The following is a 20,384-nucleotide window of genomic DNA, read 5'->3' as shown; positions in this document are numbered from 1 at the left end:
GTTTCACAGATCCGCCCCCGCCAGTTGCAGCCTGCGGTTGGCAATGCGCAGCACCCGCGTCTGCACCTGTTGCTTGGCTGTGCGGATCAGGTTCAGGTCATGCGTGGCGATCATCACCGTCTTTCCCATCCGGTTGAACTCGACCAGCAGCTTCAGCAGCCGCAGCGACATTTCCCAATCGAGGTTGCCCGTCGGCTCATCCGCCAGAAGGATGTCGGGCGACTGGATCACCGCACGCGCAAGCGCCGCGCGCTGCCGTTCGCCCCCCGACAGCTGCGGCGGCAAGGCATCTGCCTGCGCCTTCAGCCCGACCCATGCCAGCAGCTCGACCAACTCGCCCGCGTCGATCGGCCGGCCCGAGACCGTCAGCGGCAGGGCCACATTTTCGGCAACCGAGAGGTGATCGAGGAACTGGCAATCCTGATGCACTACGCCGACCCTGCCCCGAAGCCGCGCGATATCGTCGCGCCCCATCGCGGTGACGTTCTGGCCAAACAGCGTCAGCCGCCCCGATGAGGGCATCAGCTCGGCATAGCACAGCTTCAGGAACGTGGTTTTCCCGGCCCCCGAAGGCCCGGTCAGGAAATGAAACGATCCCGGCGCGATCTTCAGCGACATGTCCGCAAGAAGATCGTCACCGCCATAGCTCATCGCTACATTCTGAAGCTCGATCAAGGCGCAGTTCCTGTTCCTGACATGCCGTTCCGGGCACAATGGAGGCCCAAGGCACGCAAATGCTTGGAGAACGGTCCGGCGCTTGCTACAACAAGTGTAGAAGGATTGCCAGAACGGCAACGGTGAGAGTTCTATATGGTGACGGAATGCGGCTGACCTGCCCGAACTGCAAGGCGCAATATGAGGTGGATGACAGTGTCATCCCGGATGGCGGTCGTGACGTGCAATGCTCGAATTGCGGGCATTCCTGGTTTCAGGCGGGCAAGGCGGCGCTTGCCGCAGAGAAACCGGCCGAGGATGTGCTGCCCGAACCGGCTGAATGGGAAGGCGAGCCCGCCGGGCACGTCGCCCCACATGACGCAGCAGCACCCGACGCGGCCCCCCCCCCCGAGCCACAACCGGACGCTGAATCGCCCGCCGCCGCACCCCCACCTCCGCCAGCCGCATCCGAAGAGAAGGGCGAAGATATCGAGGGAATGCTTTCGGCCATGGTCTCGGCCAGCCGCGAAGAGACGACGGCCGAAGCTGGACAGGACGCCGAGGCTCCGCCTGCCGCCGCGCCGCGCCGCACTCAGGATGACAACCTCTTGTCAATCCTGCGCGAAGAGGCCGCGCGCGAAACGCAGGCCCGCAGGGCCGAAGGCAGTGCACTGGAAACCCAGCCAGATCTTGGCCTCGGGGGGCCCGCGGCGGGTCTGGCCGGCGCAGCCGCCGCGCAGGCGGCGAAACCCGCGCAGAACCGCGTTGTCGAGAACCTCTCGGCCGATGAGTTCGAGGATGACGAATTCGACGACGAAATCCCAGAACAGACACTGCACCGCCGCGCCCTGCCGGACATCGAGGAAATCAACTCGACGCTCAGCGCCACGTCGGACCGGGGCGGCGAAGCGGCCGCATGGGACGCGCCGCAAACGCTCGCCCGGCGCCGGTCGGGGTTCCGCATGGGCTTCATGCTGATCGTGCTGCTCGGGGTGATCGGCCTTCTGGTCTATTCGATGGCCCCGCGCATCAGCGAGGCGGTGCCCGCCCTTGCCCCCACGATCGACGCCTATGTGCAGAAGGTCGACGAGGGCCGGGTCTGGCTCGATCAGCAGATGCGCGACGTGATCGACGCATTGCAGGACGATTCACAGGTCTGATCCAAGGGCCGGGAAACCGGCCCACCCCGCCTAGAAGCGGTCCAGCAGGCGGCGCAGGTAATCCAGTTCGTCATCGGGACGCAACCGCTCGGCCGAGCGGCGGCGGATCTCGTCCAGCAGGTCGCGGGCGCGGCGGTAGACATCCTCTCCGGCCAGCAGATCCTGATCCGTGTCGATGCGAGAGCCTTCGCCGATGGCACGCCCCAGCGGATCGCGCGGCAGTTCCGCCCCGCCCCGGTTGCCGGCCTCGCCCAGACGCTGCTCGGCGCTTTCGCCCTGCTGGCGGCCCTGCTCCTGCGCAAATGCCTCGCCCAAGGCCCGCAATCCCTCGCGCAGCGCCTCGATCGCATCGGCCTGGCGGTCGATGGCGGCCCCGTTATCGCCCTGGCGCAGAGCCTCTTCGGCGCGGTCCATCGCGCGGCCCGCCTCGTTCAGGCGGCGGCGGGCCTCTTCGGCGGCCTCGTTGCCCAGACGCGGCAACAGCCCCTGCTGGCGGCCCAGCTCTTCACGGAGCGCGCGCTGCCGGTCGGCCAGGCTCTGGCCCTCCTGCGGATCGCCCTCGTCCGCTCCGCCCTGTCCCTGCCGGTTCTCGGGCGGCGTGCCGGGGTCTTGCCCGCCTCCGCCCTGACCGGGGTCCTGCGGCATCATGCCCTGGCCGTTGCCCGGCATCCCGTCGGCGCGCGGTTGCGGACGTCCCTGCCCCTGATTGCCGCGTTCGAACCCTTCCTGCATGTCGCGGAACGCCTCGTCCGAAAGCTCCTGCTGGTCGCGCAGCGTCTCGCCTAGCTCGCGCATCGCGCGGCCACCGGGCATATCCCCCTCGCCGTTCTGCGATTGGGTCATGCGCAGGTTCTCAAGCATCCGCGACAGCTGATCGAGCAGCTCCTGCGCCTCGGCCATGCGGCCCTCTTCCATCAGGCGCTGGATCTCGTCCATCATCTGCTGGATCTGGTCGCCGGTGATCGTCTGGCTTTCCTGCTGGCGTCCGAACTGAGGGCCCTCTTCCTCTGGCGCGCGTTCGGCCAGCATGCGCAGGTAATTGTCGGTCGCTTCCTTAAGCTCATCCATCAGCTTGGCGATCTCGTCGGGCGAGGCGCCGTTGCGGATTGCCTCGGACAGGCGCTCCTGCGCCTGGCGCATCGCTTCCAGGGCATCGGCAAGGCCGCCGTCTTCCAGCAGCTCGGCCAGCGACCACAGGGTCTCGGCCAGTTCGTCGCGCAGCTCGGGCGCCAGCTCGCCCTGTTCCAGCGCCGCATCAAGGCGGTCGATCGTGGCGCGCAGCATGAGCGCCGCATCCTCGCGCCTGAGGATGTCATCGGGGCGGTGCGACACCGCGCGCAACCATTGCGAGACCCGCGGCGCATTCCCGCGCGCCCACAGAAGATCGCGGCGCGCCTCGATCAGCGCGGCGGCCATCGGGTCGAAAAAGCGCCGGCCCGGAAGCTCCATCGCCTGTTCAGGGCTGCGCCCGGTCTGGGCGCGCCCGTCCTCGACCTCAAGCATCAGCTTGACCGGAAGGTTCGCCCAAGGGTGCTTGGCCGCATCCTCGATCAGAACCTCGGTGAAATCGGCGCGGTTTCCGGTGATCGGCAAGGGCAGATCGAAAATCAAATCGTCGCGCGGCTCGGGCGGAAGGGCCAGCCCGTAGCGGCGCGGCACCGCGGCCAGATCCAGCGCGATGCGCGCCTGCCCGCCCACGACACCGTAATCGTCAAAGGCGCGGAAGGGTTGTGACAGGCGGCCATCGGCGCGCCGGGTGGCCAGCGCCGTGACCTCGACCTCGGGGCCTTCGTCGGACAGCACGGTGATCTGGAACGCGCGCCCCGAGGGGCCGCCGACACTGACGACACCGGAACGGGCCGCCTCGAAATCGCGGCGCGCGGCGTCATCCTCTTGCGGGATCGCGGCCGGGTTCGAGACGGTTTCGCTGAACTCAGGCGCGCCGGGCGTGCCGTAGAACCGGAACGACAGGCGCGTGCCTTCGGGCAGCGCCAGCGTGTCGGTATCCAGCGCGTTGAGATAGAGCCCCGGCTTGCCGGTATAGCGCGGCGGCTCGGCCCAGCCTTCCCAGCTTGGCCCCATCGCGGCTTCGGCCGTGCCCGCAGCGCGCGGGGCATCCGCAAGCTCCGCCACCCGGCCGGGTGCCCCGAAGACCAGCGCCACGACAAGCGCGGTCAGCGCCGACAGGCGCAGGGCGAACGGGTCACGCGGGGCAAGATCGGGGTTGGGCGGAACGGCGCGGGCCAGGCGCGCGCGCTGCGCCATATGCGCCAGATGCGCCTGCCACAGCGCCTGCGCGGCCGGATCGTTCCCGCCAAGCGCCATCGCATCGCCAAGGGCGGCAATCGGGCGCCCGGCCAGCGTGGCATCCAGCCGTGCAAGCGCCTCGGCGCGGGTCGGCAGGCGAAACCGCCTGACCCCATGCGCCAGCGCCACCGCCAGGACAAGGCCCGCGGCCAGCGCCACCCAAAGCAGGCTGGACGGGGCGATCAGATCCTGCGCACCGAAGGCAAGCGCCGCCAGCCCCAGCGCCAGAAGCGAGGCCGCGGGCCAGAAGGCGCGCAGCGCGCGTTCGGCCAGCATGCCCGCCCGCGTCAACGCAAGCGGACGCGCCAGTGCCTTCAGCACATCTTGCGGTTGGGTCTGATCCTGCATCGGTCCTTTCTGGCGATCGGGGCGGATTCCCCGTTACAGCCATTCGGGAATGGTATCGCGCCCGAGGATTTCGTCAAAGCTCGGCCTTGCCCGGATGACGGCGAATTGATCCCCATTCACCAGAACCTCGGGGATCAACGGCCGGGTGTTGTATTCCGAGGCCATCACCGCGCCATAAGCCCCGGCCGAGCGGAACGCCACCAGATCGCCCGCCGCAAGCGGCGGCAGGTCGCGCGCCCTGGCAAAGGTATCGCCGGTTTCGCAGACCGGCCCCACGATGTCATAGGGCCGCTGATCGACGCCCGGCGCGGGTTCGATCACCGGCACGATGTCGTGATGCGCGCCATACATCGAGGGACGCACAAGATCGTTCATCGCCGCATCGAGGATCAGGAAGTCGCGCCCCTCGCCCTCTTTGAGATAGATCACCGAGCTGACAAGAATCCCGGCATTGCCCGAGATCAGCCGCCCCGGCTCGATCTCGATCTCGCAGCCCATGTCGCCCAGCGTGCGCCGGATCACCTGGCCATACTCGATCGGCAGCGGCGGCGCCTCGTTCGAGCGCGCATAGGGAATGCCAAGCCCGCCGCCCAGATCCAGCCGGGTGATGGTGTGGCCGTCTTCCCGCAGCGCCTGCGTCAGTTCGCGCACCTTCAGGAAGGCCGCCTCGAAAGGGGCAAGATCGGTCAGCTGGCTGCCGATGTGCACATCGACCCCCACCACGCGGATGCCCGGAAGGGCCGCCGCCTCGGCATAGACGGCACGGGCCCTGGCGATCGGAATGCCGAACTTGTTCTCGGATTTCCCGGTGGCGATCTTCTCATGCGTCCTGGCATCGACATCGGGGTTCACCCGCAGCGCAACCGGCGCCTCGAGGCCCAGTTCCGAGGCGATGGCGGAAATCACCCGCAGCTCGGGTTCGCTTTCCACGTTGAACTGGCGGATACCGCCTTCCAGCGCCAGCCGGATCTCGGCCGCGGTCTTTCCGACCCCGGAAAAGACGATCCGCTCACCCGGAACGCCCGCCGCCTTCGCGCGCAGGTATTCCCCGCCCGAAACGACATCCATTCCCGCACCCAGATTGCCAAGCGTGCGCAGCACCGCAAGGTTGCCGTTCGACTTGACCGCGAAACAGACCAGATGATCCAGCCCGTCAAGCGCCTCCTGGAACAGGCGGAAATGCCGCGTCAGCGTGGCGGTCGAGTAGACGTAGAACGGCGTTCCGACCTGTGCCGCGATCTCGGGCACGGGCACGTCCTCGGCATGCAGAACGCCGTCACGAAACAGAAAATGATCCATCATTGCACCTTGCGATCGCGCGACTCCGAAACGGCCTCAGCCGTCCAGCCGCTTGTCGAATATCTCATCGGCCAGCGGCTGCACAGCCGGCGCCGCGCCATAGGGCGGCCGCGGATCGCCATTGACCCCGCACCCGGCCAGGATGCCCAGCAACAGCGCGGCCATGGCCCACCGGACATGCAGGCCCGGCCTCACCGCAGCGCCTCTTTCCAGCGCGCGACCTGGGCGCGGACCTGATCGGGGGCGGTGCCGCCATAGGACTGGCGCGAGGCGACCGAGTTGCGCACCCCCAGCACATCGAAGATCGCCGCGGTGATCGCGGGGTTCACCGCCTGCATCTCTTCCAGCGCAAGGTCAGGCAGGTCGCAGCCCTTCTTCTCGGCCAGCGCGACCAGCGTGCCGGTGACGTGATGGGCATCGCGGAACGGCAGCCCGGCCTCGCGCACCAGCCAGTCGGCCAGATCCGTCGCGGTCGAAAAGCCCGAGGCCGCCGCGGCCTCCAGCCTGTCGCGGTTGACGCTCAGATCCGAGATCATCCCGCTCATCGCCGCAAGCGCCAGCATAAGCGTATCGGCCGCATCGAAGACCTGTTCCTTGTCTTCCTGCATGTCCTTGGAATAGGCCAGCGGCAGCCCCTTCATCACGGTGAACAGCGCAACATTGGCCCCAAGGATGCGCCCGATCTTCGCCCGGATCAGTTCGGCCGCGTCGGGGTTGCGCTTTTGCGGCATGATCGACGATCCCGTGGACCACTTGTCCGACATCGCCACGAAACGGAACTGCGCCGACGACCAGATCACCAGCTCTTCGGCAAGGCGGCTCATGTGCATGGCGCAGATCGAGGCGGCCGACAGGAATTCCAGCGCGAAATCGCGGTCCGACACCGCATCGAGGCTGTTGGCCATCGGGCGGTCGAAACCAAGCGCGGCGGCGGTGGCGAAACGGTCGATGGCAAAGCCGGTGCCCGCCAGCGCGGCCGCGCCCAGCGGGCATTCGTTCATCCGCCGGCGCGCATCCTCGAACCGCGCGCGGTCGCGGGCGAACATCTCGACATAGGCCATCATGTGGTGGCCCCAGGTCACCGGCTGCGCGGTCTGAAGGTGGGTGAAGCCCGGCATCACCCAGTCGGCCCCCGCCTCGGCCTGGGCAAGGCAGGCACGGATCAGGGCCGACAGCGCGGTGATCGCCGCGTCGCACTGATCGCGCACCCAAAGGCGAAAGTCGGTCGCCACCTGGTCATTACGCGACCGCGCCGTGTGCAGCCGGCCCGCCGGTTCGCCGATGAGATCCTTCAACCGCGCCTCGACATTCATGTGGATGTCTTCCAGCGCGGTCCGAAACGGAAAGTTTCCGGCCTCGATCTCTGACAAGACCGTGAGAAGCCCTTCCCCGATCGCCTCGGCGTCTTTATTGCTGATGATGCCCTGTGCGGACAACATCGCCGCATGGGCCCGGCTGCCGCGAATATCCTGCGCGTAAAGCCGCTTGTCGAACGAGATCGAGGCATTGATCGCTTCCATGATCGCGTCCGGCCCTGCGGCGAAACGCCCGCCCCACATCGCGTTGGAGGCTTTGCTATGCTTGGCGGTGTCGGTCATCGAATGGCCCTTTGTCGGAGGCAATATGCTGCGGTTTCTCGTCCTTTATACGGCCCTCGCGCTTGGTGCAAACGCCGCGTCGGCGGCGGACCTTGCCGCGCTGAAACTGGGCGACATGAAAAAGCTCGTGCTGACGGAACCGCCCGTGCCCGCGCCCGATGTGGTCTTTCTGGACGAGTCGGGGGCCGAAAGGCGGCTGTCGGACTGGCAGGGCAAGGTCGTTCTGGTGAACTTCTGGGCCACCTGGTGCGCGCCCTGCCGGGCCGAGATGCCCGCGCTCGACCGGCTTCAGGCCGAACTGGGCGGCGATGCGTTCGAGGTGCTGACCATCGCCACCGGGCGCAACACGCCCACCGCGATCGACAAGTTCTTCACCGAGGCCGGTGTCACGCTTCTGCCCCGCCACAAGGACGAGCGCCAGCAGCTTGCCCGCTCCCTCGGGGTGGTCGGCCTGCCCGTCACCGTTATCTTCGACGCCGAGGGGCAGGAGGTCGCCCGCCTTATCGGAGAGGCCGAGTGGGACGCGCCCGAGGCGAAGGATCTGATCCGCGCCCTGACCGAAGACTGAGCGCACGCGCCGGAAACAAGTTCCGGTCAATTTGAAGCAAAACAAGAACTTTACTCCTTCTTAGCGGCTTCGGCCCAAGCTGGCGCGAGGTGAAGGAGTTCAGAATGGATAAACGCGACGCCCCGCAGGGCAGCCCGATCGAACGGGGCCTTTCCAGCCCGCTGGATTTCGCATTGGCCCAGCGCGACAAGGACAGCCTGTCCATGGTGCGCAACGCGATCGCCCGGCGCGACGTGATGCTGGCCTTCCAGCCCGTCATGCAGGCCGCACGGCCCGATCGCCCCGCCTTCTACGAAGGGCTGATTCGCGTTCTGGATGAAAACGGCCGCATCATTCCCGCGCGGGATTTCATCGAGGCGGTGGAAACCACCGAACTGGGGCGCCAGCTCGATTGCCTTGCGCTCGAGGTCGGGTTGCAGACGCTGGCCGAAGAACCCGCGCTGCGGCTCTCGGTCAACATGTCGGCCCGCTCCATCGGCTATCCGGACTGGATACGCGTGCTGCGCCGCGGCCTTGCGCGCGACGACACGGTGGCCGAGCGGCTGATCCTGGAAATCACGGAAAGCTCGGCCATGGTGATGCCGGATGTCGTCGGCGTCTTCATGCAGGATCTTCAGTCCGATGGCGTCAGCTTCGCGCTGGACGATTTCGGCGCCGGATACACCTCGTTCCGCTACTTGCGCCAGTTTTACTTCGACATGATCAAGATCGACGGCCAGTTCATCCGCGGCATCGCCGACGATCCCGACAATCAGGTGCTGACCGCGGCGCTCATCTCGATCGCCGCACATTTCGACATGCTGACCGTGGCTGAGGCGGTTGAATCCGCGCAGGACGCCGCCTTCCTGACGCAGGCCGGCATCGACTGCATGCAGCGCTATTACTTCGGGGCGCCCACGGTCCGCCCGCCGTGGAAACTTCCTGCCGCCGCCCTGCGCGCATGACGGCACGGGCGACGGAATGCCGCGCCCGGCGCGCCCGCCCGCCGCCCGCGATTTGGCCCTGCCCACGCAATAGGGCTTGACCCTGCCTGTCCTTGCGGCATGCTGCGCAGCGGCACGCGGGGCGTCCAGCCCTGCAATTCCTGCATCATAGGGAGAGGACCCATGACCAATGTTGTCATCGTCTCGGCGGCCCGGACGGCTGTCGGCAGTTTCAACGGCTCGTTCGCCAATACGCCGGCACATGAACTGGGCGCCACGGTAATCGAGGCGCTCGTGGCACGGGCGGGGATCGACAAGGCCGACGTGTCCGAAACCATCCTGGGGCAGGTGCTGAGCGCCGGTCAGGGGCAGAACCCCGCGCGCCAGGCGCATATCAACGCCGGCCTGCCGGTCGAAAGCGCCGCCTGGGGCATCAACCAGGTCTGCGGTTCGGGGCTGCGTGCCGTGGCGCTTGGCGCCCAGCACATCCAGCTTGGCGATGCATCGGTGGTGATCGCGGGCGGCCAGGAAAGCATGTCGCTGTCGACCCATGTCGCGCATCTGCGTGCCGGTCAGAAAATGGGCGACATGAAATTCATCGACTCGATGATCAAGGACGGCCTCTGGGATGCCTTCAACGGCTATCACATGGGCCAGACCGCCGAGAATGTCGCCGCGCAATGGCAGATCTCGCGCGAGATGCAGGACGAATTCGCCCTCGCCTCCCAGAACAAGGCCGAGGCCGCGCAGAAGGCCGGCAAGTTCAAGGACGAAATCACCCCCTTCACCGTCAAGACCCGCAAGGGCGACATCGTGGTGGATGCCGATGAATATATCCGCCACGGTGCCACGCTGGAATCGATGCAGAAGCTGCGCCCCGCCTTCACCAAGGACGGCACCGTGACCGCGGCCAACGCCTCGGGGATCAACGACGGCGCGGCGGGCGTCCTTCTGATGAGCGAAGAGGAAGCGGCGCGCCGCGGCCTCAAGCCGATGGCCCGGATCGCCTCTTACGCGACGGCGGGGCTTGATCCGTCGATCATGGGCTGCGGCCCGATCCCGGCCAGCCGCAAGGCGCTTGAGAAGGCCGGCTGGAAGGCCGCCGACCTCGATCTGATCGAGGCGAACGAGGCTTTTGCCGCGCAGGCCTGCGCCGTGAACAAGGACATGGGCTGGGATACCTCGAAGGTGAACGTCAACGGCGGCGCCATCGCCATCGGCCACCCGATCGGCGCCTCGGGCGCGCGCATCCTGAACACCCTGCTGTTCGAGATGCAGCGCTCGGGCGCGAACAAGGGCCTTGCCACGCTGTGCATCGGCGGCGGCATGGGCGTTGCCATGTGCCTCGAGCGCGCCTGATCGCAAAAAACGCTGCAACTGCACAATCGGGCGCGCAACATTGTTGCGCGCCCCTCTTTATTTCGGTAACAGGATTTCAAGGAGAGCAATTCAAATGGGGGAATCATGTCCAAAGTAGCACTCGTCACCGGCGGTTCGCGCGGGATCGGCGCCGCAATTTCCGTGGCCCTGAAGAACGCCGGCTACACCGTCGCCGCGAATTATGCCGGCAATGACGAAGCGGCGAAGAAATTCACCGACGAGACGGGTATTGCGACCTATAAATGGTCGGTCGCCGATTACGATGCCTGCGCGGAAGGGATCAGGAAGGTCGAGGCCGACCTCGGCCCGGTTGCCGTTCTGGTGAACAACGCCGGCATCACGCGCGATTCGATGTTCCACAAGATGACCGCCCAGCAGTGGAAGGAAGTCATCGACACCAACCTGACGGGCCTGTTCAACATGACCCATCCGGTCTGGTCGGGCATGCGTGACCGCAAGTTCGGGCGCGTCATCAACATCTCGTCGATCAACGGACAGAAGGGTCAGGCCGGTCAGGCGAACTATTCCGCGGCCAAGGCGGGGGATCTTGGCTTCACCAAGGCGCTTGCGCAGGAAGGCGCGCGCGCGGGCATCACCGTGAACGCGATCTGCCCCGGCTATATCGGCACTGAGATGGTGCGCGCCATCGACGAGAAGGTGCTGAACGAGCGGATCATCCCGCAGATCCCGGTCGGCCGCCTTGGCGAACCCGAAGAGATCGCCCGCTGCGTGGTGTTCCTTGCCGGCGACGATGCCGGTTTCATCACCGGCTCCACGATCTCTGCGAATGGCGGGCAGTTCTTCGTCTGAATGCCCTTGCATTTCCCCGGAAAGGCCCGCTATCTGCGGGCCTTTCCCTTTTGGTGTCCCCATGAGCAAGAACCGCGCCACCCTGACCGGCTTTGCCGCCATCCTGATGTGGGCGCTTCTGGCGCTCTTCACGGTCGGCGCGTCCGAGGTTCCGCCACTATTGCTGAACGCGGCCTGTTTCGCCATCGGCGGCACTATCGGCCTGATCTGGATCGGGGCAAGCGGCGGTTTCGCCGCGCTGCGCCATGTGCCGCTGGCCGTCTACGGCTTTGGCACGGCGGCGCTGTTCGGCTATCACCTGCTCTACTTCTCGGCGCTGCGGCTTGCGCCCGCCGCCGAGGCCAGCCTGATCGCCTATCTCTGGCCGCTGCTGATCGTGATCTTTTCGGGGTTCCTGCCGGGGGAACGGCTGACACGCACCCATGTCCTTGGCGCGCTGGTGGCCTTTGCCGGCGCAGCGCTGATCGTCGCGGGGAACGGCCTGGGGCTTTCGGCGGCGGCATTGCCCGGATACGGGCTGGCGCTTCTGTGCGCGCTGACATGGTCGGGCTATTCGCTGATCTCGCGCAGGCTGGGGGCCGTTCCGACCGCGGCGGTCGCGGTGTTCTGCATCGCAAGCGCGGTGCTTTCGGCCCTTGCGCATCTGATGCTGGAGGAAACCGTCTGGCCGGGCACCGCACGGGGATGGCTTTCGGTGCTGGCGCTCGGGCTCGGGCCGGTGGGCCTTGCTTTCTACACCTGGGATGTCGGGGTAAAGCGCGGGGACATCCAGCTTCTGGGCACCGCCTCTTATGCGGCCCCGCTTCTGTCCACGCTTGTCCTTGTGGCCACCGGGGTTGCCGCCGCCAGCCTCAAGCTGGTGCTGGCAGCGGCGTTGATAACCACAGGCGCCTTGCTGGCCGCATGGGCCAGCCGGTCGCGTTGAATTCAGGGGAATCCTGTTCTGCTTGCGCGGCCCTATTGGGACAGGCGCGCGATCTCTTCCTTGATCTTGAGTTTCTGCTTCTTCATATCCGCGATCTGAAGGTCATCGAAGCTGGGGCTGCGCTGAGCGCGCTCAACCGCCTCTGACAGAGCCTCATGCTTCTTGCGAAGTTCGGTAAGGTGCGAACTAAGCGACATGGCAGTCTCCTCTGATGTTTCCACATCCCGATCCCACCACAAGTTCCGAGTCGTGTCACGCAGTTGTCGTCAAGATGCGGCAGGATTTCGCATTCGGCCGCGAATTCCCGCGAAACCGTTAACGCCTGATCGGCAGGGCACCGCCATCGCGCAGGATCGCCCGTGCCTCGGGGGCCAGATCCTCGCCATCGAAACCGTGCGACGGGGCGGCATGAAGAACGAAGGGCGCGAGCAGCCGGAACGCGCCGCGCGCGCCCTTGCGGGCCTGCACGACAACCCGGCCCGCCGCGCGCGCATGGCGCGGCGCGATCGGCAAAACCGTGATGTCACCCGCCCGCCCTGCCAGTGGCGCAAGCACGTCGGGGAGGCGTTCGGCCGTCTGGATCAGGGTCAGAAGCCCGCCGGGCCGCAACCGCCGAAGCCCCGCATCCAGCCAGCCCGCAAGCGGGGTCTCTTCGCGCTGCGCGGTCTCGCGCCCCGGATCGCGCGCGGCGGTTCCGCTTTGCGCGGAGAAATAGGGCGGGTTCGCAATCACATGATCGAAGCTTTGCGCGCGCAGCCCCGCGGGAACGGCCGCCAGATCCCCCTCGATCACCGTCAGGGCGATGCCATTCCGTTCCGCATTGCGCCGCGCAAGGCCGGCATAGGCGGGTTGCAACTCCAGCCCGGTCAGGGCGATACCGGGCACCCGGTGGCCCAGACACAGGCTGGCGACCCCGGCCCCGCAGCCAAGTTCAAGAACCCCCTGCCCCGCCACCGCCGGACAGGCCGCCGCAAGCAGGACCGGGTCCATCGCCGCGCGATAGCCCGCGCGCGGTTGCCAGATCCGCAACCGCCCGCCCAGAAAGCCGTCCTCGCTCAGATCCGCGTCGGCAAACATCACCCGGCCCGGATATCGTTGTCGCGCAGCACCGCCTGCGCCAGGAACAGATCCTGGTCGCGCACCATGATCCGGCGCGGCAATATGCCAATGCTTCCTTCAAGCACGCTCATGTGGACGTCCATCTGAAAGGCCGTTATACCCTCGCCCTCAAGAAGGGCTGTTGCCAGGGCAAGCGTTACCGGGTCCGTGCTGCGCAAAAGTTCTTTCATGGTCCCAGACTTACGGGCTATGTCAGGCCCTGTCGAGCCAGGGATCCGAGGGGAAGGGAAGCATGATGAGCCTCGATGACAAGGCCAGTAAACCGCATGACCGGCTTGCCGCGGCCCTTGCCGTGGATATGGAGGCCGTCAATACACTGATCCGCGACCGGATGGCCAGCGAACATGCCCCGCGCATCCCCGAGGTCACCGCCCATCTGGTCGAGGCCGGCGGCAAGCGCCTGCGCCCGATGCTGACCCTGGCCGCAGCCCGGCTTTGCGGCTATGGCGGGCCCTATCACGTTCATCTTGCCGCGACGGTCGAATTCATTCACACGGCCACGCTGCTGCATGACGACGTGGTCGACGAAAGCCAGCAGCGCCGCGGCCGCCCGACGGCGAACCTCTTGTGGGACAACAAGTCCAGCGTGCTTGTGGGCGACTATCTTTTCGCGCGCAGCTTCCAGCTGATGACCGAAACCGGCAACATGCGGGTTCTGGGCATCCTGTCCAATGCCTCGGCCGTGATCGCCGAGGGCGAGGTTCTGCAACTGACCGCCGCGCAGGATCTGGCCACCGACGAGGGCGTCTACCTCAAGGTCATTCGCGGCAAGACGGCGGCGCTTTTCTCGGCCGCGACCGAGGTGGGCGGGGTGATCGCCGCCGCGCCCGAGGATCAGGTGCGCGCATTGTTCGAATATGGCGACGCGCTTGGCATCGCGTTCCAGATGGTGGACGACCTGCTGGATTACACCGGCACGGCCGGCGTGATCGGCAAGAATGTCGGTGACGATTTCCGCGAACGCAAGCTCACGCTGCCCGTAATCAAGGCCGTGGCCATGGCCAATGCCGAAGAGCGCGCCTTCTGGAGCCGCACCATCGAGAAGGGCGATCAGCAGGACGGGGATCTGGAGCAGGCCCTTGCCCTGATGCAGACCCATGGCACGCTTGACGCCACCCGTGCCGAGGCCGTGGCCTGGGCCGCAAAGGCCCGCGCAGCCCTTGCCCGCCTGCCCGATCATCCGCTGCGCGCGATGCTCGACGATCTGGCCGATTACGTCGTCGCCCGCATCCGCTAAGGCCTACCCCGCGCGCGGGCGCGCCAACGCGCCCTGATCGCCCAGATCGCCCGCGGCAACCCACCAATCCCCATGCGCCGCGCGCAGCCGCCTGGCGGCGGCCTCGGCCTCGGCGCGGGTGGCGAACAGCCCGAAACAGGTGGCGCCAGAACCCGACATGCGCGCCAGGCGGCATGCCGCTTCGCCGCGCATTGCACTCAGCACCTCCCCGATCACCGGCGCGACCGACAGCGCCGGGGCCTCAAGGTCGTTGCGTTGCATCGCAAGCCAGTCGATCAGCGCCCCGGCCGCGCCGAACTGCGGCAGATCCGCCGGCATCGGCGGATTGTCCCGCCGGGCAAGCGCGCGAAAGACCGCAGGGGTCGAAACCTCGGCCCGCGGGTTGACCAGCACCGCGGGCAGGGCCGGAAGCGCCACGGGCGCGATCCGTTCGCCGATACCACACACGCGGGCCGGGCGGCATTCAAGGCACATCGGCACATCGGCCCCAAGGCTCAGCATCGCGCCCTCAAGCCACTCGGGCCGGTCGACCCGCCAAAGCCGCAGCAGGCCGCGCACCGCCGCCGCCGCATCGGCAGACCCGCCGCCGATCCCCGAGGCCGCCGGCAAGTGCTTGTCCAGCCACAGCGCCGCGCCCGGCACCGGCCCCAGCCGCTCGATCAGCAGCGACGCGGCCTTCATCACAAGGTTGCGCCCGTCCTCGGGGACGCCGGCCGCCTCGGGGCCGGTCACGCGCAGCCCCATCTCGGGCGCGGGCGCAAGATGCAGAAGATCGGCCACGGGCGCAAAGGCCACCAGGGAATCCAGCAGGTGATAGCCATCGGCGCGCTGCCCGATGACATGCAGCGTCAGATTGACCTTGGCCGGGGCTGCGACCTCAATTCCCGGCATTCACCGTTGCCTTCAGCGGCGGCGCCCCCTCTTCGGCCAGCACCGCATCGAGGCCGACCTCGAGCTTGCGGCGCACCCGGTCCATGTCCAGGTCTTCGCCCGGCCCGAAGGAAAGCGCGCGCTTCCACTGGAACTCGGCCTCGCGCTTGCGCCCGACCGCCCAGTAGACATCGCCCAGATGGTCGTTCACCAGCGGGTCGATCGCCATCAGCTCGACCGCGCGCTCCATCTGCACCACCGCCTCGTCATAACGGCCAAGCCGGTAGAGAACCCAGCCGAGACTGTCGATGATATAGCCATCCTCTGGGCGCGCGGCGACCGCACGCTCGATCATCGACAGGGCTTCTTCAAGGTTTTCCTGCTTCTCGACATAGGAATAGCCAAGGTAGTTCAGCACCTGCGGCTGCTCGGGGCTCAGTTCCAGCGCCTTGCGGAAACCGGCCTCGGCCTTGTCCCAATCGCCCGAGCGTTCCTGCGCGATGGCACGTGCATACCATACGAACCAGTGCTCGGGCTGGGGATCGCCAAAACGCGCGACTGCCTTGTCATAGGCCGCGGCCGCATCGTCATAACGCTCTTCGCGCCGATAGGTGTCGCCAAGCGAAATCCAGATGCCCGCAAGATCGGGATGCGAGCGGGACAGCTGTTCCAGCACCTCGATCGCCGCATCCGAACGCCCCGACGCCATCAGCGCCTCGGCCCGGCCCAGTTCGGCCGCATGGAAGGACGGGTGGTCGCGCGGGATGGTGGCATAGGCCTCCGTGGCCAGGGCATATTGGCGCTGCTGCTCCAGCATGGCGGCGACAAGCATCACGGCATCGACATGATCCGGGCGCAGATATTGTGCCAGCCGCGCATGGATAAGGGTGAACGTATCCGGCGTTTCGCCGCTCAGCGCGCTTGCCACCGTGAAGAAGGTCTCGGAGAACCCCTCACGCGCCGAGGTCACGACCGAGAAGGGCACCGCCTCGCCAGCCTGAAGCGCATCGCGCATCGCAGCCATTTCGGGATCGAGATCGCTGCCGAAGGCCTGCTCCATCAGCGCGATGGCATCGGCGTTACGCTCCAGTTGGCTCAGCACCTGAGCGTGGGCCTGCACCCCGCGCCGGGTTCGGTGCAGCCCTTCGGCCTCAGGGGCGGCGAAGATCGCATCCGCGCCCTCGTAGTCCCCCACCATCGCGAGGGCCAGCGCCTTGTGATACAGCCCGAACACCGCGATGCCGCGTTCGGCCGCAAGTTTGTCGAACGCCTCCGTCGCATCGGACATCTGCCCCTGCCCGGCCAGGGCCCAGGCCCGCGCAAGCCCCCCGATCAGGGGCCCCGTATTGCCCCCCCCGTCCAGCCGGGACAGCAGGGCAGTGTAATCACCGGCCACCACATCGACCGCCAGCTGCGTCAGCGCCGCGGTCTGCGAGCCTTCCGCCCCCTGATCCATCGCCTGCGCAACCGACTGCGCGCGATCCATATCGCCAAGCGCGAGATACGAGATCAGCGCGGATTCCTGCAACAAGGCATCCGACGGATCGGACAGAAGTGCGCGCGCGTAATATTCCGACGCCGCCGCATAATCGCTTTCGGCGCTTGCCACGCGGGCGGCAAGATAGGGGCCCGCCAGATCGGCATGGGCAACCGACGGCGCGGCGGGAACAAGCGCCAGCACCAGGCAAAGCGCACGAAGCGGCAGGGGCAAAGAGGTCAAGGACGGGCTTCCTTCAATCGCTTGCGCAGAAGGTAGCCGCCCGGACGGGCCAAGGCAATGCGAAGGGCGCCCGATGGCGCCCCTTCGGCCCGCTGCACACGGCGATGTTACGCCCCCTTTCACATATTTGGATAGTTCGGCCCGTCTCCGCCCTGTGGCGTGGTCCAGTTGATGTTCTGGCTGGGGTCCTTGATGTCGCAGGTCTTGCAGTGCACGCAGTTCTGGAAGTTGATCTGGAACCGCGGGCCCTCGTCGCCCTCGAGCACCTCGTAGACCCCGGCGGGGCAATAGCGTTGCGCGGGTTCGGCGTATTTGGGCAGGTTCACCGCGATCGGCACCGTCGCGTCCTTGAGTTGCAGATGGCAGGGCTGGCTTTCCTCGTGGTTGGTGAAGGAAAACGCCACATTCGTCAGCCGGTCGAAGCTTAGCTTGCCGTCGGGCCTGGGATAGTCGATCGGCGCGAACTTCGCCGCCGCGCCCGTGGCCGCCGCATCCGACTTGCCATGCTTCAGCGTCCCGAACAGCGAAATCCCGAACAGGTTGTTCGTCCACATGTCCAGACCGCCCAGCACCAGCGAGGGCAGCATCCCCCAGCGCGACCACATCGGCTTGACGTTGCGCACCTTCTTCAGGTCCGCCGCAACCGGGCCCGAGCGCAGGTCCGCCTCGTAATCCGCAAGCTCGTCGCCCGCGCGCTCCGCCGCGATCGCCGCAGCCGCCGCTTCGGCCGCCGCAATCCCCGACAGCATCGCATTGTGGTTGCCCTTGATCCGCGGCACGTTCACCAGCCCCGCCGAACAGCCCAGCAGGACGCCCCCCGGGAAGGTCAGCTTCGGGATCGACTGCCAGCCGCCCTCGCTGATCGCCCGCGCGCCGTAAGCCACCCGTTTGCCGCCCTCCAGCAGATCCGCCACCATCGGGTGATGCTTGAAACGCTGGAACTCCATATAGGGGTAAAGCCAGGGGTTCTCGTAGTTCAGATGCACCACGAAACCCACATAGACCTGATTGTTCTCAAGGTGATAGATGAACGAGCCGCCGCCCGCGTTCCGCCCCAGCGGCCAGCCCATCGTATGCGTCACCGTGCCGATCCGGTGCTTGGCCGGGTCGATCTCCCAGATCTCCTTCATGCCAAGCCCGAACTTCTGCGGGCAATGCCCCTGCGACAGGTCGAACTTCGCCATCACCTGCTTGGACAGGCTGCCCCGCACCCCCTCGCCCAGCATCACATATTTGCCAAGCAGCTCCATTCCCGGCTCGTAGTTCGGGCCGGGCGTGCCGTCGGCCTCAAGCCCCATCTCGCCCGCAACGACGCCCGCCACCCGCTCGGCGCCGTTCCCGTCCTCAGCCCAGACCAGCGCGCTTGCCGCCATGCCGGGAAACACCTCCACCCCCAGCGCCTCGGCCTGCTCGGCCAGCCAGCGGCAGACATTGCCCATGGAGACGATGTACTTGCCGTGATTGCTCATCAAAGGCGGCATCGGCCAGTTCGGGATCCGCACCTGACCCGCCGGGCCCAGGACGTAGAAATTGTCCTGCGTCACCTCGGTCGTCACCGGCGCCCCCAGCGCCTTCCAGTCCGGCAGCAGCGCATCCAGACCCGACGTGTCCAGAACCGCACCCGACAGGATATGCGCCCCGATCTCAGAGCCCTTCTCGAGAACAACGACATTCAGATCCGCGTCGATCTGCTTCAAACGGATCGCCGCAGAAAGACCAGAGGGCCCCCCGCCGACAATCACGACATCATATTCCATCGACTCCCGCTCGATCTCAGCCATCATCGGCTCCTCTGGCTTGCAGTTCCCGTGCTCTCGGGACTGTTGCTAGCTTACCTGAAGGAATGACGCAATTCTTACGCGGCGATGCTTTGCATTGTCCGGGCCTGAGAGACGCGGTTCTGGTGACGCACCAGAAGCCGGTTCCCCAGAAGCACGGCCGCGATGGAGAAATAGCCGTCCAGCGCATAGTGATAGTCGGTATAGACGGACATGAAGAAGATGACGCCCAGAAACACGACGCCCACCGGCGCCAGCCAAAGCGAGCGCTCGGTCAGATAGAGCGCGGTGAGAGCCGCAATGGCCACATGCATGGAGGGGAAGGCAGAAATGCCCAGCCCGAGTTCGATCATGCCTCCCTCAAAACGCCGCCACAACGCTTCCTGAATAAGCCCGATCGGGGATTGCGTGATCCCCGATGCCTGCAAGGCCGCCATCAGATCCTGAAAACGATCCCCTCCAAGAAGCCTGTCGTAATAGACCGGCCCCACTGAAGAGCCTGCCAGCGCCCAGACATTACCAAGCACAATCCATGAACAGAAATACAGCCAGACATACCGTGATACCCTGTCATGGTTCCGGTCGAATACCATCAGCAGGACAGGAAATGTCAGGGCGGGAATCATCCAGATCATGAGATAGACGACCACCAGACGCCGCCCCCATTCAGGCGGCAGCCAATCATGAAAGATCTGCCACGGATCCACGCCCGCATGGAGCCAGCGATCGGCGGCAGCAAGGACAGGATCGGCATAGTAAGGGATAAGCTCGGGGATGGCGTTCTTGAAAAATGCAAACCCCATGTGAAGAAAGACCGTCGACACGACAACGACGATCATCGCCGCCAGCCTGCTGCGCAGAATCCGCCAGCCCACGATCACAAGCGAAAAAACCAGCAGGGGTGCAATCCAGAAGCCGATCTCGGTCAATATGGTCACATTGACCGCGCCCGTCACCACGGCTTCATAGACCGCGCGCTCGAGATTGCCATAGAGCAGCGCCATCGTCGCCAGCGACAGAAGAAAATAAACCAGAACTCCACGAAAAATGATGCTCATTCCACGATCCGCTTCAACACACTGTCCTGCGATAGAAAACTATTGGGGCGAAATTGCGGCCCTGCCCTTGACACGGCGGGCGCAAGGCGGATTTACATGCCATCCATTGTTATTTTGCCGGTAATCACGATCAGAGGCCCCCGCATGGAAAAGATACCGATGACGCGCGCGGGATACGGCGTGCTTGACGATGAACTCAAGGCCCTGAAGTCGGTGGAACGTCCCGCTGTCATCAAGGCCATTGCAGAAGCACGCGAACATGGCGACCTGTCGGAAAACGCCGAGTATCATGCTGCGCGCGAAAAGCAGAGCTTCGTCGAGGGCCGCATCAAGGAGCTCGAGTCGATCCTCGGCCGTGCCGAGGTGATCGACACCGCGCGGCTTTCCGGCTCGGTCAAGTTCGGGGCCACGGTGACGCTGGTGGACGAGGACAGCGACGAAGAGCGCACTTACCAGATCGTCGGCGAGGCCGAGGCGGATCTGGAGCGCGGGCTTCTCAATATCCGCTCTCCGCTGGCACGCGCACTGATCGGCAAGGACGAAGGCGACAGCGTCGAGGTGCGCACGCCAGGCGGTGACAAGAGCTACGAAATCGTTTCAGTCCGGTTTGTCTGAGAAAGGCGGCCTACC

Annotated in this window: 20 protein-coding genes; 8 read left to right on the top strand and 12 right to left on the bottom strand. The window is 66.1% G+C overall.

The annotated features are described in order from the left end of the window. Positions 1 to 3: 3 nt before the first annotated feature. Positions 4 to 675 (bottom strand): cell division ATP-binding protein FtsE, encoded by a 672-nt coding sequence (locus AC4PTO_RS02400; protein ID WP_492731500.1) that lies wholly within the window; start codon positions 673 to 675, stop codon positions 4 to 6. A gap of 146 nt (positions 676 to 821) precedes the next feature. On the opposite strand from AC4PTO_RS02400, the gene AC4PTO_RS02395 reads away from it, so the two are divergent. Continuing rightward, positions 822 to 1,814, top strand: a complete 993-nt coding sequence (locus tag AC4PTO_RS02395; protein ID WP_492731498.1) for a zinc-ribbon domain-containing protein — start codon at positions 822 to 824, stop codon at positions 1,812 to 1,814. A gap of 30 nt (positions 1,815 to 1,844) precedes the next feature. Here AC4PTO_RS02395 and AC4PTO_RS02390 read toward each other — a convergent pair whose 3' ends face one another. Genes AC4PTO_RS02390 through argH form a run of 4 tightly spaced genes read right to left on the bottom strand, consistent with a single transcriptional unit; the run spans position 1,845 to position 7,366 of the window. After that, positions 1,845 to 4,469 carry a DUF4175 domain-containing protein gene (locus AC4PTO_RS02390; protein ID WP_492731497.1) on the bottom strand — a complete coding sequence of 875 codons (2,625 nt, stop codon included), beginning with the start codon at positions 4,467 to 4,469 and terminating at the stop codon, positions 1,845 to 1,847. Positions 4,470 to 4,502: 33 nt separating this feature from the next. After that, complete coding sequence (lysA, locus tag AC4PTO_RS02385) at positions 4,503 to 5,768, bottom strand: diaminopimelate decarboxylase (RefSeq protein WP_492733505.1); 1,266 nt, start codon at positions 5,766 to 5,768, stop codon at positions 4,503 to 4,505. A gap of 36 nt (positions 5,769 to 5,804) precedes the next feature. Continuing rightward, positions 5,805 to 5,963 (bottom strand): hypothetical protein, encoded by a 159-nt coding sequence (locus tag AC4PTO_RS02380; protein WP_492731495.1) that lies wholly within the window; start codon positions 5,961 to 5,963, stop codon positions 5,805 to 5,807. Further along, entirely contained in the window at positions 5,960 to 7,366 is a 1,407-nt protein-coding gene (gene argH / locus AC4PTO_RS02375) for an argininosuccinate lyase (protein WP_492731494.1), read from the bottom strand. The genes AC4PTO_RS02380 and argH overlap by 4 nt, the downstream gene beginning before the upstream one ends. A gap of 25 nt (positions 7,367 to 7,391) precedes the next feature. On the opposite strand from argH, the gene AC4PTO_RS02370 reads away from it, so the two are divergent. The 5 genes from AC4PTO_RS02370 to yddG all read left to right on the top strand — a co-directional run bounded on the left by AC4PTO_RS02370 (position 7,392) and on the right by yddG (position 11,972). Continuing rightward, entirely contained in the window at positions 7,392 to 7,934 is a 543-nt protein-coding gene (locus tag AC4PTO_RS02370) for a TlpA family protein disulfide reductase (protein ID WP_492731492.1), read from the top strand. Between the two features lie 104 nt (positions 7,935 to 8,038). Further along, the gene (locus tag AC4PTO_RS02365; RefSeq protein WP_492731491.1) at positions 8,039 to 8,878 is read left to right on the top strand and encodes an EAL domain-containing protein; all 840 of its coding nucleotides are present in this window, start codon (positions 8,039 to 8,041) and stop codon (positions 8,876 to 8,878) included. Positions 8,879 to 9,040: 162 nt separating this feature from the next. Beyond that, positions 9,041 to 10,216 carry an acetyl-CoA C-acetyltransferase gene (locus AC4PTO_RS02360; protein ID WP_492731490.1) on the top strand — a complete coding sequence of 392 codons (1,176 nt, stop codon included), beginning with the start codon at positions 9,041 to 9,043 and terminating at the stop codon, positions 10,214 to 10,216. Between the two features lie 105 nt (positions 10,217 to 10,321). Beyond that, the gene (locus AC4PTO_RS02355) at positions 10,322 to 11,047 is read left to right on the top strand and encodes a beta-ketoacyl-ACP reductase (protein ID WP_492731488.1); all 726 of its coding nucleotides are present in this window, start codon (positions 10,322 to 10,324) and stop codon (positions 11,045 to 11,047) included. 61 nt (positions 11,048 to 11,108) lie between these two features. After that, positions 11,109 to 11,972, top strand: coding sequence for an aromatic amino acid exporter YddG (yddG, locus tag AC4PTO_RS02350; protein ID WP_492731487.1), 864 nt, complete (start codon positions 11,109 to 11,111; stop codon positions 11,970 to 11,972). Positions 11,973 to 12,004: 32 nt separating this feature from the next. Here the strand turns inward: yddG and AC4PTO_RS02345 are convergent, their stop codons facing one another. The 3 genes from AC4PTO_RS02345 to AC4PTO_RS02335 all read right to left on the bottom strand — a co-directional run bounded on the left by AC4PTO_RS02345 (position 12,005) and on the right by AC4PTO_RS02335 (position 13,261). Continuing rightward, on the bottom strand, positions 12,005 to 12,169 hold the full coding sequence (locus AC4PTO_RS02345) for a YdcH family protein (protein WP_492731486.1): 165 nt from the start codon (positions 12,167 to 12,169) through the stop codon (positions 12,005 to 12,007). Between the two features lie 118 nt (positions 12,170 to 12,287). After that, positions 12,288 to 13,049, bottom strand: a complete 762-nt coding sequence (locus AC4PTO_RS02340; RefSeq protein ID WP_492731484.1) for a tRNA1(Val) (adenine(37)-N6)-methyltransferase — start codon at positions 13,047 to 13,049, stop codon at positions 12,288 to 12,290. Next, positions 13,049 to 13,261, bottom strand: coding sequence for a putative signal transducing protein (locus AC4PTO_RS02335; protein WP_492731482.1), 213 nt, complete (start codon positions 13,259 to 13,261; stop codon positions 13,049 to 13,051). The genes AC4PTO_RS02340 and AC4PTO_RS02335 overlap by 1 nt, the downstream gene beginning before the upstream one ends. Positions 13,262 to 13,326: 65 nt before the next feature. Here AC4PTO_RS02335 and AC4PTO_RS02330 point away from each other — a divergent pair, with 65 nt between their 5' ends. Then, positions 13,327 to 14,328, top strand: a complete 1,002-nt coding sequence (locus AC4PTO_RS02330; RefSeq protein ID WP_492733503.1) for a polyprenyl synthetase family protein — start codon at positions 13,327 to 13,329, stop codon at positions 14,326 to 14,328. 3 nt (positions 14,329 to 14,331) lie between these two features. On the opposite strand, the gene AC4PTO_RS02325 is transcribed toward AC4PTO_RS02330, so the two are convergent. From AC4PTO_RS02325 to AC4PTO_RS02310, 4 genes are all read right to left on the bottom strand, one after another. Continuing rightward, complete coding sequence (locus AC4PTO_RS02325) at positions 14,332 to 15,219, bottom strand: 4-(cytidine 5'-diphospho)-2-C-methyl-D-erythritol kinase (RefSeq protein WP_492731480.1); 888 nt, start codon at positions 15,217 to 15,219, stop codon at positions 14,332 to 14,334. Then, positions 15,206 to 16,918 carry a tetratricopeptide repeat protein gene (locus AC4PTO_RS02320; protein ID WP_492731479.1) on the bottom strand — a complete coding sequence of 571 codons (1,713 nt, stop codon included), beginning with the start codon at positions 16,916 to 16,918 and terminating at the stop codon, positions 15,206 to 15,208. Before AC4PTO_RS02320 ends, AC4PTO_RS02325 begins: the two co-directional genes overlap by 14 nt. 119 nt (positions 16,919 to 17,037) lie before the next feature. Continuing rightward, positions 17,038 to 18,699, bottom strand: a complete 1,662-nt coding sequence (locus AC4PTO_RS02315) for an electron transfer flavoprotein-ubiquinone oxidoreductase (protein ID WP_492733501.1) — start codon at positions 18,697 to 18,699, stop codon at positions 17,038 to 17,040. 74 nt (positions 18,700 to 18,773) lie between these two features. Beyond that, complete coding sequence (locus AC4PTO_RS02310; RefSeq protein ID WP_492731476.1) at positions 18,774 to 19,754, bottom strand: phosphatase PAP2 family protein; 981 nt, start codon at positions 19,752 to 19,754, stop codon at positions 18,774 to 18,776. 144 nt (positions 19,755 to 19,898) lie between these two features. Here AC4PTO_RS02310 and greA point away from each other — a divergent pair, with 144 nt between their 5' ends. After that, on the top strand, positions 19,899 to 20,369 hold the full coding sequence (gene greA, locus AC4PTO_RS02305; protein WP_492731473.1) for a transcription elongation factor GreA: 471 nt from the start codon (positions 19,899 to 19,901) through the stop codon (positions 20,367 to 20,369). The last annotated feature ends 15 nt before the right edge of the window (positions 20,370 to 20,384 follow it).

This window comes from Rhodobacter maritimus (assembly GCF_058747975.1).
This window is presented reverse-complemented; position numbering and strand designations above follow the sequence as displayed.

What these genes read in the sequence shown, in the direction of transcription:
- argH (WP_492731494.1), bottom strand. Translation starts at nt 7,366, where the DNA reads ATGACCGACACCGCCAAGCATAGCAAAGCCTCCAACGCGATGTGGGGC.
- AC4PTO_RS02340 (WP_492731484.1), bottom strand. Translation starts at nt 13,049, where the DNA reads ATGTTTGCCGACGCGGATCTGAGCGAGGACGGCTTTCTGGGCGGGCGG.
- AC4PTO_RS02310 (WP_492731476.1), bottom strand. Translation starts at nt 19,754, where the DNA reads ATGAGCATCATTTTTCGTGGAGTTCTGGTTTATTTTCTTCTGTCGCTG.
- AC4PTO_RS02315 (WP_492733501.1), bottom strand. Translation starts at nt 18,699, where the DNA reads ATGGCTGAGATCGAGCGGGAGTCGATGGAATATGATGTCGTGATTGTC.
- AC4PTO_RS02395 (WP_492731498.1), top strand. Translation starts at nt 822, where the DNA reads ATGCGGCTGACCTGCCCGAACTGCAAGGCGCAATATGAGGTGGATGAC.
- AC4PTO_RS02345 (WP_492731486.1), bottom strand. Translation starts at nt 12,169, where the DNA reads ATGTCGCTTAGTTCGCACCTTACCGAACTTCGCAAGAAGCATGAGGCT.
- AC4PTO_RS02365 (WP_492731491.1), top strand. Translation starts at nt 8,039, where the DNA reads ATGGATAAACGCGACGCCCCGCAGGGCAGCCCGATCGAACGGGGCCTT.
- AC4PTO_RS02355 (WP_492731488.1), top strand. Translation starts at nt 10,322, where the DNA reads ATGTCCAAAGTAGCACTCGTCACCGGCGGTTCGCGCGGGATCGGCGCC.
- AC4PTO_RS02390 (WP_492731497.1), bottom strand. Translation starts at nt 4,469, where the DNA reads ATGCAGGATCAGACCCAACCGCAAGATGTGCTGAAGGCACTGGCGCGT.
- AC4PTO_RS02330 (WP_492733503.1), top strand. Translation starts at nt 13,327, where the DNA reads ATGAGCCTCGATGACAAGGCCAGTAAACCGCATGACCGGCTTGCCGCG.
- AC4PTO_RS02335 (WP_492731482.1), bottom strand. Translation starts at nt 13,261, where the DNA reads ATGAAAGAACTTTTGCGCAGCACGGACCCGGTAACGCTTGCCCTGGCA.
- yddG (WP_492731487.1), top strand. Translation starts at nt 11,109, where the DNA reads ATGAGCAAGAACCGCGCCACCCTGACCGGCTTTGCCGCCATCCTGATG.
- AC4PTO_RS02370 (WP_492731492.1), top strand. Translation starts at nt 7,392, where the DNA reads ATGCTGCGGTTTCTCGTCCTTTATACGGCCCTCGCGCTTGGTGCAAAC.
- greA (WP_492731473.1), top strand. Translation starts at nt 19,899, where the DNA reads ATGGAAAAGATACCGATGACGCGCGCGGGATACGGCGTGCTTGACGAT.
- AC4PTO_RS02325 (WP_492731480.1), bottom strand. Translation starts at nt 15,219, where the DNA reads ATGCCGGGAATTGAGGTCGCAGCCCCGGCCAAGGTCAATCTGACGCTG.
- AC4PTO_RS02360 (WP_492731490.1), top strand. Translation starts at nt 9,041, where the DNA reads ATGACCAATGTTGTCATCGTCTCGGCGGCCCGGACGGCTGTCGGCAGT.
- lysA (WP_492733505.1), bottom strand. Translation starts at nt 5,768, where the DNA reads ATGGATCATTTTCTGTTTCGTGACGGCGTTCTGCATGCCGAGGACGTG.